The following is an 827-nucleotide window of genomic DNA, read 5'->3' on the forward strand; positions in this document are numbered from 1 at the left end:
AAAAGATCCTAATTTAAACTTTAATTTTGCTGTATTGATTACTAATTATTCAAAGAAAAAAGCTCAAACTTATCAGGCACAATTAGCGAAACAAACTCCAGTTAGTAAAGTTCGTGCTCAGGAATTAGAGGCAAATCGCTTAAGTGATGCGGTTGTACAACAATTAAAAGATGAGAGCGATTTAAAGGGACGAATTTCTCAAACTAATCAAATTAGAAAAGTAAATAACGAATTAGTTACTTATAATGTATTAGCTGACACAATTGATGAACAATTTCCAATGAACACTAGAGCAGATTCTATGGATGTTGGAGACTTCTTAGTTGAGTATTTCAATGCATTAATTGGATCTCATCCTGAGGAGTTTATAGATAATGTAGAACAAACAAGAAAAGTTTCATTAATTGCAGATAATAATATGTTCGTTGGATATATAGTATTAGCAAGAAGAATGTTTGACAAAGGAATTAAAGCAAGACAAGTGAGAAAAATTATACGACAAATTGATTTCAACAGGACTGCTGATATTTGGAAAGAACTAAGAGTAGTTGATGAACAAGGAAGAATAGAAAGAGACACAGTTAAATTACGCAAAAACATAAAGAATTACTTTGAACAGTTAAACATTGAGGAGATGTTGGAAGTATGAAAAAGATGTATAACGAAGAAATAAAAAGACAGTTTTTAAATGAACAATATGAAAATGAAAGATCTAGGTTGACTGCTGAATATATTTTCTATTATTCCTATCTTAATGAATTACCACTTGATAAAGACTTATATGACTTCAGTTTAGATGAAATTGGTAAAGTAATTGCTAATAGTAA

At 29.5% G+C, this 827-nt stretch carries 2 protein-coding genes; both read left to right on the forward strand.

The genetic code is table 11. The annotated features are described in order from the left end of the window. Window positions 1-649: ParB N-terminal domain-containing protein (locus tag CWO92_RS25795; protein WP_165786799.1), on the forward strand; the 649-nt coding region annotated here is incomplete at its 5' end. Next, window positions 646-827 (forward strand): phage lytic cycle repressor MrpR family protein (locus CWO92_RS24910; RefSeq protein ID WP_437177579.1); only part of this gene is annotated, 182 nt, incomplete at its 3' end. The genes CWO92_RS25795 and CWO92_RS24910, both read left to right, overlap by 4 nt.

The organism is Heyndrickxia camelliae, from assembly GCF_002844575.1.
GTDB lineage: Bacteria > Bacillota > Bacilli > Bacillales > Bacillaceae_C > Margalitia > Margalitia camelliae.